Here is a 9287-nt window from a genome sequence, read left to right on the forward strand (position 1 = left end):
AACGAAGGGTTTGAACAGTTCGAGCGCCATCTTTTTCGGAAGACCGCACTGGTGAAGCCGCAGGTTTGGACCGACGGTGATCACCGTTCGACCGGAGTAGTCCACCCGTTTTCCCAGAAGATTCTGGCGAAACCGGCCTTGTTTGCCTTTCAGGGTGTCACTTAAGGATTTGAGCGGTCGTTTGTTGGTGCCGGTGATCACCCGGCCGTGACGGCCGTTGTCAAAAAGCACATCAACCGATTCCTGGAGCATCCGTTTCTCATTGCGGACGATAATTTCCGGCGCCTTGAGATCCATGAGCCGTTTGAGCCGGTTATTGCGGTTGATGACCCGGCGGTATAGGTCGTTCAGGTCGGAGGTGGCGAAGCGCCCGCCTTCAAGCGGAACCAGGGGTCTGAGGTCGGGGGGCAGCACGGGGATGACGTCCATGATCATCCAAACGGGTTCCAACCCCGACCGCATGAACGCGTCCACGATCTTCAGCCGCTTGGACAGTTTCTGCCGTTTGGCCACGGAATTCGTCGCCCGGATATCTTTTCTGAGTTCCTGGTAGAGTTCGTCAAGCTCGATGTTTTCCAGCATCGCCTTGACCGCCTCGGCACCGATACCCGCTTCGAATTTCCCAAATCCGTATGTCTCGATGGCCTCCTGGTATTTGTCGTCAGACAGCAGCTGGCCGCGAGTCAGGGCGGTGTCTTTTGGATCGATGACGATATATGAATCAAAATAGAGCACCTTCTCCATGTTCTTCAGCGTGATATCGAGAAGGTTGCCGATCTTGCTCGGCAGGCTCTTGAGAAACCAGATGTGGGAGACCGGCGTGGCCAATTCAATGTGCCCCATGCGCTCCCGTCGCACCTTTGATTGGATCACTTCAACGCCGCACTTTTCGCAGATCACCCCCCGGTGTTTCATCCGCTTGTACTTGCCGCAGTTGCACTCGTAGTCCTTGGTCGGCCCGAATATTTTGGCACAGAACAGTCCGTCACGCTCGGGCTTGAACGTCCGGTAGTTAATCGTTTCCGGCTTTTTGATCTCGCCATGGGACCATTGCCGAATCTGGTCCGAAGAGGCCAGAGAAACCTTGACGCCGGTATAACGGCGGGGGTCTGTCGGTTTAGAAAAAAAGTCATACAGTGTTTCCATATATATTTTCCTTTAATGGCGTTAAGGATAATCAAAGGGGGTGGCACGCCAATGACGCCGGACTCACCCGATCAGTCCTCCAGCAGGGTCACATCCAGCCCCAGGCTCTGGAGTTCTTTGGTGAGCACCTTGAACGATTCGGGAATGCCGGGCTCCAATACGTTCTGCCCCTTGACGATCTTTTCGTACATCCGGGTACGGCCGGCCATATCATCCGACTTGACCGTCAGGAATTCCTGCAGCGCGTGGGCGGCCCCGTATGCTTCCATAGCCCAGACCTCCATCTCTCCCAGCCGCTGACCACCGAATTGGGCCTTGCCGCCTAAAGGCTGCTGCGTCACCAGGCTATAGGGTCCGATGGATCTGGCGTGTATTTTGTCATCGACCAGATGGTGGAGTTTGAGCATGTACATGGTGCCGACGGTGATCTTTTCCTTGAACGCCTCTCCGGTATGTCCGTCATAGAGTGTCGTCTGGCCCGTAGGACTCATATCCGCCTCGACCAGCAGCCGCTTGATTTCATCCTCTTTGGCACCATCAAAGACCGGGGTCGCCATATGAACACCGTTGCGGTAGAACGATGCCAGGTCTTTTACCTCTTTTTCGCTCATCTTTTTCAGATTGCCGGCAGCCGAGTCAAATATATTGGTCAGTTTTTTGCGAAGATCCTGGACCTTGTTCTCTTCGAACAGCGTGTTAAGCTGATCGCCAAGCCCCTTTGCCGCCAGACCCAGGTGAATTTCAAGAATCTGGCCGACGTTCATTCGTGACGGGACACCCAGCGGATTGAGCACCATGTCGACGGGCCTGCCATCCGAAAAGTACGGCATGTCTTCGATGGGAAGGATCCTGGACACCACGCCCTTGTTGCCATGGCGCCCGGCCATTTTGTCCCCGACGGAAAGCTTACGCTTCATGGCGACGTAGACCTTGACCATTTTAATGACGCCCGGCGGCAACTCATCTCCCTTTTCATAGCGCCCCCGCCGGCCTTCAAACTCCTCCTGGCAGCGGGCCACCTGCGTACGGTATACATCCAGCACCTGGTGGACCTTTTCCGTAAGCACTGGATCGTCGAATAGCAATCCTTCCAGTTCGGCAATGGGGACCTGAACCAGGCTGCCCGGTTCAATGGGGGTATTTTTTGCCAGGTAGACCTTCTTCCCCTTTTTCAGCGGGGCCGAGCATTTCTGGCCATTCAGCAGCGTTTCCAACTGAGACCGGACGCTTTCGCCGATAATTTTGATTTCGTCGTCTTTATTCTTCTCCATTGCCGCCATTTCGGCAGCTTCAATCACCAGGGTGCGTTCATCCTTTTCGACGCCGCGCCGGGAGAATATTTTGGCGTCGATCACGATGCCTTCCACACCCGGCGGAACCCGCAGAGAGGTGTCTTTGACATCGCCGGCCTTTTCGCCAAATATGGCCCGAAGCAGCTTTTCCTCCGGCGACAGCTGCGTCTCGCCTTTGGGCGTAATTTTTCCGACGAGGATATCACCCTGTTTGACCTCGGCGCCCAGGCGGATAATCCCGCTGTCGTCGAGATTTCTTAATGCCTCTTCACCGACATTGGGGATATCACGGGTGACCTCTTCCTTGCCCAGTTTGGTGTCACGGGCCACGACTTCGAATTCTTCAATATGCACCGAGGTGTAGACGCCGTCTCTCACCAAGCGTTCGCTGACGAGGATCGAGTCCTCGAAGTTGTACCCACCCCAGGGCATGAATGCCACAGTGACGTTTTTCCCCAAAGCAAGCTCCCCCTGCTCGGTGGCAGGGCCGTCGGCGATGATCTCACCGGCGTGGACAAACTGGCCTATCTTTACGATGGGGCGTTGATTGAAGCAGGTATTCTGGTTGGAGCGGACAAATTTGAGTAGGTTATAAATGGTCACCTGCTTGTCGGCACCGGCCTCGGAAGAGTCGTGCTTCAAAACAATCCGCGATGTGTCCACATCGACCACTTCACCGTCTCGGCCGGCCACGACCGTGACGCCGGAGTCCTTGGCCACCACCCCTTCGATTCCGGTTCCCACCAGCGGTGCCTCCGCCTTGATCAGGGGAACCGCCTGTCGTTGCATATTGGATCCCATCAGCGCACGGTTGGCATCGTCATTTTCGAGGAAGGGAATCAGTGACGCAGAGACGCTCACCAGCTGATTGGGAGAGATGTCCATCAGTTCGATCTTCTCCCGTTCAACCATCATGAATTCGCCGGCGACCCTGGACGTAACCGTCGGGTTGATGTCCTGGGAATCCTCATTGATGGGCGCGTTGGCCTGAGCGATGGGATGGTCCTTCTCTTCGAAAGCGCTTAGGAATTTGACATCCCTGGATACCGTGGCATTTTCAACCACCCGGTACGGCGTCTCGATAAAACCGAAATCATTCACCTTGGCATAGGTGCTCAAGGAGACGATGAGCCCTATATTGGGGCCTTCAGGCGTCTCGATCGGACAGATCCGGCCGTAGTGGGACGGGTGAACGTCACGGACTTCAAAGCCGGCTCGTTCTCGCGTCAAGCCCCCCGGTCCCAATGCACTGAGTCGTCTTTTGTGGGTGGTCTCGGACAACGGGTTGGTTTTGTCCATGAACTGGCTGAGCTGACTGGTGCCGAAAAACTCCTTGACGACTGCTGAAACGGGCTTCGGGTTTACCAGGTCGTGTGGCATCAACGCATCAACTTCCTGGAGGCTCATGCGTTCTTTGATGGCCCGTTCCATGCGAACCAGACCAATGCGGTATTGGTTCTCAAGCAATTCTCCGACGGCACGTACCCGCCGGTTTCCGAGATGGTCGATATCATCCACCACACCCTGGGTATCCCGAAGTTCGACCAAGGTGTTGGCCGTCAAAAGGATATCCTCTTTTCGGAGGGTTCGGACGTTCACCGGCGTATCGATTCCAAGGCGCAGATTGATCTTGAGACGCCCAACGCCGGACAGATCGTAGTAAGAGGACTTGAAGAAAAGGTGGTCCAGGAAGTCCTGAGCCACTTCGGGTGTTGCAGGGTTTCCGGGCCGAAGCAGCCGGTATATCTCGATCAGCGCTTCTTCTTTGTTGCTTACCTTGTCCAGCAGCAGGGTCTTTCTGATGGAATCACTGCTGGAGGCCCCGTCGATAAACAGCACTTCGAATTCTTTGACGCCGGTATCTTCAAACTGCTTCAACATGGTTTCGTCCACCACGTCATTGGCGTGAGCCATCAGCTCTCCGGTTTCCGGGTTGGCCACAGAAAAGGCAATAGCCTTGTCAAGCAAGTCTTCCCTTTCGAAGGGAATCCGATCGAAGTTGCTGGCGGTCATCTGTTTGAGGGCGCGCTGGGTAAAAATACGCCCTTTCTTGACAAGCACCTCTCCGGTCTCTGGGTCTATGACATCTTTGCTGGCCCGCGTTCCCTTCAAGAGCTCAGGAGCAAACCCCCGGTAGTATTCCTTGCCGTCAAAAATAATCTTTTCGGTTTTGTAGAAGTAGCTCAACAGATCTTCGGTGGAGTAGCCGAAAGCTTTAAACAGAACGGTAACTGGAAATTTCCGGCGGCGGTCGATTCGGATGTATACAATGTCCTTGGGATCTATTTCGAGATCGATCCAGGATCCTCGTACCGGGATAATCCGAGAACTGTAGATAATTTTCCCGCTGGAGTGGCTTTTGCCTTTGTCGTGGTCAAAGAAGACCCCCGAGGATCGATGTAACTGGCTGACCACGACTCGCTCCGTTCCATTGATGATGAAGGTCCCCTTTGCAGTCATCAGTGGAATGGTTCCGAAGTAAATTTCCTGTTCCTTGATGTCTCTGATGTTGGACACACCGGTATCTTTATCTGTGTCATACACCACCAACCGGACCGTTATCCGAACCGGCAGTTCATAGGTCATGCCGCGGTGGACACACTCTTCTTCACTATGCTTGATTTCAGCAAATCGATAAGACACAAACTCCAGAGAAGCACTGCCCGTGAAGTCCTTGATCGGAAATACGGACTTGAAAACCGCCTGCAAACCGATGTCTTCCCGTTTTTCGGGAGGCACGTTCATTTGGAGAAATCGCTGGTATGAATCACGCTGCATACCGATTAAATCAGGGATTTCTACAATTTTTTTAATTTTGCCGAAGCTTTTTCGTATTCTCTTGTTCGCCGTTGGTCTATTCGACATGGCAACTCCGATAGATGATTTAGGAATGAGAAAATGGGATCAAAGGACTATTCACCTTTGTACCCCATTTTCACATTCAATGCTTTTTTTAGTAAAAAAAGAATATTATGGCTACTCATGACGGCTGTCGCCGGTCGGGTTATTATTTGAGCTCCACTTGGGCACCCGCTTCTTCAAGCTGAGCTTTAAGCTTTTCGGCCTCCTCTTTCGGAATGGCCTCTTTGACCGCCTTGGGAGCTTCATCCACCAACGCTTTGGCTTCCTTAAGCCCCAGGCCGGTAATGGCGCGAACTTCTTTGATAACGGCAATCTTCTTGTCGCCGGCAGCGATCAGCATGACGTCAAATTCGTTCTTTTCCTCGGCTGCATCCGCGCCCGCCCCGTCGCCCACGGGACCGGCGGCCATCATGGCAACCGGCGCTGCTGCGGAGACGCCAAATTTTTCTTCCATCTCCTTAACCATCTCGGAGAGCTCAAGAACGGACATATTTGCTATAAACTCGATAACATCTGCTTTGGTAATATCAGCCATTGGTAATTTTTCCTCCAGGTTTAATAATTTTACGGTCGTTCAATTTCGTTTAGTCAATGGACCCAATCAGGCCTGGGCTTCTTTCTGGTCCTTGATTGCCTGAAGCACGTTCAGCATTCGTCTCGGTACGTCACTCAGTGCGGTGACGAGTGATGTCGGAACGGCGTTCATGGTTGAGAGCAGCTGAGCCAACAGAACTTCCCTGGTCGGCAGTGAAGACAGCGCCTTGATTCCTTCAGAATCCACAACCTTGCCGTTGAGCACGCCCACCTTGATTTCAAAGTTCTTATTGTCCTTTACGAAATCGGTGAGCACTTTTGCCGGTGCAACGGGATCGCCATAGGTCAAGGCGATGGCGCTTGGTCCCTTGAACTGATCCTTGATCAGGGTGACGTCATTGCCTTCCGAAGCACGCACGAGAAGCGAGTTTTTAGCCACCTGATATTCGGCATTGGCCTCTCTGAGCTTTCTCCTCAACATGTTCATCGCTGAGACGTCGAGCCCTTTGTAATCAGTCAGAATAACGATCGTTGACTTTTTCAGGCGCCCTTGTAGGTCGTCAGTGATTCTCTTTTTTTCGTTAATATCCAATGCTTGATTACACCCCCTTCCTTGATCTGCAAAAACCGGAGGACACATGATGGCGTTGATTTTAAAGAGGCGCTTCTATAACATCAGCGTTGGTAAAGATGACGTTTTAGGATGACCTCGTGAAACGCTTCAACTCCGTCTCGGCAGGCCGGTATAAACCGATTATACACGCAGTCCCTTTTCTTGATGGGCCTTTGTGAACCTACAGTCTTTGACAGCGTGATTAGACAGGCTGGTTCATGCCTGCCGCTAAAAAAATGGTTCACCAACCAAGGATAGCAGGAGCCCGATGGCGCTCCTATTTTCCCAAATCCTTTACCAGTGCTGTATCGATTTTGATTCCGGGTCCCATCGTGGTGGACACGGCAATCCCTTTCAGGTAGGTGCCTTTGCTGGAAGATGGTTTCAGTTTCATGATTGTTTCTATAAATGCGGAGATATTCTCTATAAGCTTTTGTGAACCGAAGGATACTTTTCCCATCGGCGCATGAACGATGCCCGCTTTTTCAACCCGAAACTCAATCTTGCCGGCTTTGAGTTCCTGGACCGTTTTAGCCACATCAAAAGTGACCGTTCCGGTTTTTGCGTTGGGCATCAAGCCTCTGGGGCCAAGGAGTCGACCGATCTTACCAACGGTGCCCATCATGTCCGGTGTGGCGATGGCTTTGTCGAATCCGAACCACCCTTCTTTGATTTTTTCGACCAGGTCTTCGTTGCCGACGAATTCGGCACCGGCATCTCTTGCCTCCATCTCCTTTTCACCCTTGGCGAAAACAAGCACTTTGACTTCTTTTCCAAGGCCGTTGGGCAGGACGACGGTTCCGCGAACCATCTGGTCGGCATGCCGGGGATCAACGCCGAGGCGCACGGCCACATCGATGGTTTCATCAAACTTTGCGAAGGAGGAGGATATGGCGACATCGATCGCTTCGGTGAAATCGTAACGCTTGGTAGACTCGATCTTGCTTGATGATTCCTTATATTTCTTACCACGCTTAGGCATTTTAACTATTGCTCCTTGATTTTTTTAGCTCGGCGTTTCCGTCTGACCGTCATCTCATCGTTGCTGAATCGCCGCTCGAGACTCACCCGGACAGCTAATTGACATCAATTCCCATGCTTCTTGCGGTACCGCTGATAATTTTGCAGGCAGCAGCCAGGTCGTTTGCGTTAAGATCTTCCATTTTTATTTTTGCGATTTCTTCGACCTGAGCCATGGTTACCTTGCCCACCCGATCACGTTTGGGGTCGCCGGCTCCTTTGGCTACTTTAGCCGCTTTTTTAAGCAGCACGGCAGCCGGCGGTGTTTTGGTAATGAAGGTAAATGAGCGGTCCTGGAATACGGTGATAACCACCGGAATGATCATACCGGCATCGTTAGCGGTGCGTGCATTAAACGCCTTGCAAAAATCCATGATATTGACGCCATGCTGCCCGAGCGCCGGACCGATGGGAGGGGAAGGATTTGCCTTGCCTGCTTCAACCTGAAGCTTTATCTGAGCCATTACCTTTTTAGCCATTTTTCGATCAATTCCCTTGAAGATATAGTTCTATTGAATGGTAAAAACTGTCCAGATGAAACCGCCGTCGGGGCGGTTACAATTTCGTGACCTGGACAAAATCCAGTTCAACCGGTGTTGACCGGCCGAATATACTCACCAGCACCTTGATCTTCCCTTTTTCAGGGCTGACCTCTTCCACCGTTCCATTGAAATTGGTAAAGGGGCCGTCGGTTACACGAATCTCGTCGCCGGTTTCGAAGAAGTATTTAGGTTGCGGCTGGTTCTTACCCGCCTCCATCCGGTTGAGTATGGTGTCAGCTTCTTCCTGTGAAATCGGCGTCGGCTTTTCTCGACCGCCCAAAAAACCGGTAACCTTGGGTGTATTGTTCACGATATGCCATGTTTCATCATCCAGTTCCATCCTGACGAGCAGGTACCCGGGGTAAAACTTTCTCGCCGAGGTCCTCCGCTTTCCCTTGACCAATTCAACGACTTCCTCAGTCGGAACGAGGACCTTGTCAAACTTATCGGGATTAAGCGACGAGGCTATTTTTTCTTCGAGAGAAGCTTTGACTTTATTCTCGAATCCAGAATAGACATGAACAATATACCATTTTTTTGACACTATGAACGCTCCTGCATTATTGCAAAACTGCTCGGATCAATCCGGCAAGGCCTGCGTCTACGATTCCCAGAAAAAGTGAAATGATCGTCACGATCACCAGCACCACCACCGTCGAGCCCATTGTCTGCTTGCGCGAAGGCCAGGTAACTTTTTTAAGCTCTACTTTCACTTCTCTGAGAAACTGGAGCCCCTTGTCTATAAAGTTCTTTTCCTTGACAGCCGTAGGTTTGCTTACCGGCGTATAGGTTTTTTTCACCGCCGGTTGCGTTGCTCCCTGTAAAGCGGGGGAATTCAGATCCTGCCCGACTTCATCAGTCGGCCGCTCTTTTTTAATCTTCTTGCTTGGATCTTTCTTTCGAAGTAATCGTCCCATCATACCCCGTTATCATCAATGACGGACAACTGTTGACCGTTTTAGCCTTCTGCTATCAGCGCCATTGCAAAATTCACCTGAAAATGTGGCAGGCCAGGAGGGATTCGAACCCCCAACACCCGGATTTGGAGTCCGATGCTCTACCAATTAGAGCTACTGGCCTGCATGAAATCCTCAACGCCTGATTGAAGGATTACTTTGTTTCTTTGTGCGGCGTATGCTTTTTGCAAAATCGACAATACTTGCTGAACTCCAACTTGTCAGGCGTTGTACGTTTGTTTTTGGTCGTTGTATAGTTTCTTCGCTTACACTCCGTGCAGGCCAGTGTTATAATGATTCTCACTTGAAGGCACTCCTTGGG

At 51.9% G+C, this 9287-nt stretch carries 8 protein-coding genes, 1 tRNA gene and 1 pseudogene; all 10 read right to left on the reverse strand.

Translation table 11 applies throughout. The features are described 5' to 3' along the window. Positions 1-1146: pseudogene (locus ABYV26_RS14410) on the reverse strand (DNA-directed RNA polymerase subunit beta'); the annotation flags it as partial. A gap of 71 nt (positions 1147-1217) precedes the next feature. Then, positions 1218-5303 (reverse strand): DNA-directed RNA polymerase subunit beta, encoded by a 4086-nt coding sequence (gene rpoB, locus ABYV26_RS14415; protein WP_372682052.1) that lies wholly within the window; start codon positions 5301-5303, stop codon positions 1218-1220. Positions 5304-5445: 142 nt separating this feature from the next. Further along, positions 5446-5826: a 50S ribosomal protein L7/L12 gene (rplL, locus tag ABYV26_RS14420; protein WP_372682058.1), complete on the reverse strand. Its 381-nt coding sequence runs from the start codon at positions 5824-5826 to the stop codon at positions 5446-5448. Between the two features lie 75 nt (positions 5827-5901). Continuing rightward, complete coding sequence (gene rplJ, locus ABYV26_RS14425; protein ID WP_372682053.1) at positions 5902-6426, reverse strand: 50S ribosomal protein L10; 525 nt, start codon at positions 6424-6426, stop codon at positions 5902-5904. 298 nt (positions 6427-6724) lie between these two features. Beyond that, on the reverse strand, positions 6725-7429 hold the full coding sequence (gene rplA, locus ABYV26_RS14430; protein ID WP_372682054.1) for a 50S ribosomal protein L1: 705 nt from the start codon (positions 7427-7429) through the stop codon (positions 6725-6727). A 94-nt stretch (positions 7430-7523) separates the two neighbouring features. Continuing rightward, positions 7524-7946, reverse strand: coding sequence for a 50S ribosomal protein L11 (gene rplK, locus ABYV26_RS14435; protein WP_372682055.1), 423 nt, complete (start codon positions 7944-7946; stop codon positions 7524-7526). 76 nt (positions 7947-8022) lie between these two features. Then, the gene (gene nusG / locus ABYV26_RS14440; RefSeq protein WP_372682056.1) at positions 8023-8553 is read right to left on the reverse strand and encodes a transcription termination/antitermination protein NusG; all 531 of its coding nucleotides are present in this window, start codon (positions 8551-8553) and stop codon (positions 8023-8025) included. A gap of 16 nt (positions 8554-8569) precedes the next feature. Further along, positions 8570-8929 (reverse strand): preprotein translocase subunit SecE, encoded by a 360-nt coding sequence (gene secE / locus ABYV26_RS14445; RefSeq protein WP_372682057.1) that lies wholly within the window; start codon positions 8927-8929, stop codon positions 8570-8572. A gap of 83 nt (positions 8930-9012) precedes the next feature. Further along, positions 9013-9089, reverse strand: a tRNA-Trp gene (locus ABYV26_RS14450). Positions 9090-9119: 30 nt separating this feature from the next. Further along, positions 9120-9269 carry a 50S ribosomal protein L33 gene (gene rpmG, locus ABYV26_RS14455; RefSeq protein WP_155303881.1) on the reverse strand — a complete coding sequence of 50 codons (150 nt, stop codon included), beginning with the start codon at positions 9267-9269 and terminating at the stop codon, positions 9120-9122. Positions 9270-9287 lie beyond the last annotated feature (18 nt).

Origin of the sequence: Desulfosarcina sp., from assembly GCF_041551955.1 — a bacterium.
Lineage (GTDB): Bacteria > Desulfobacterota > Desulfobacteria > Desulfobacterales > Desulfosarcinaceae > Desulfosarcina.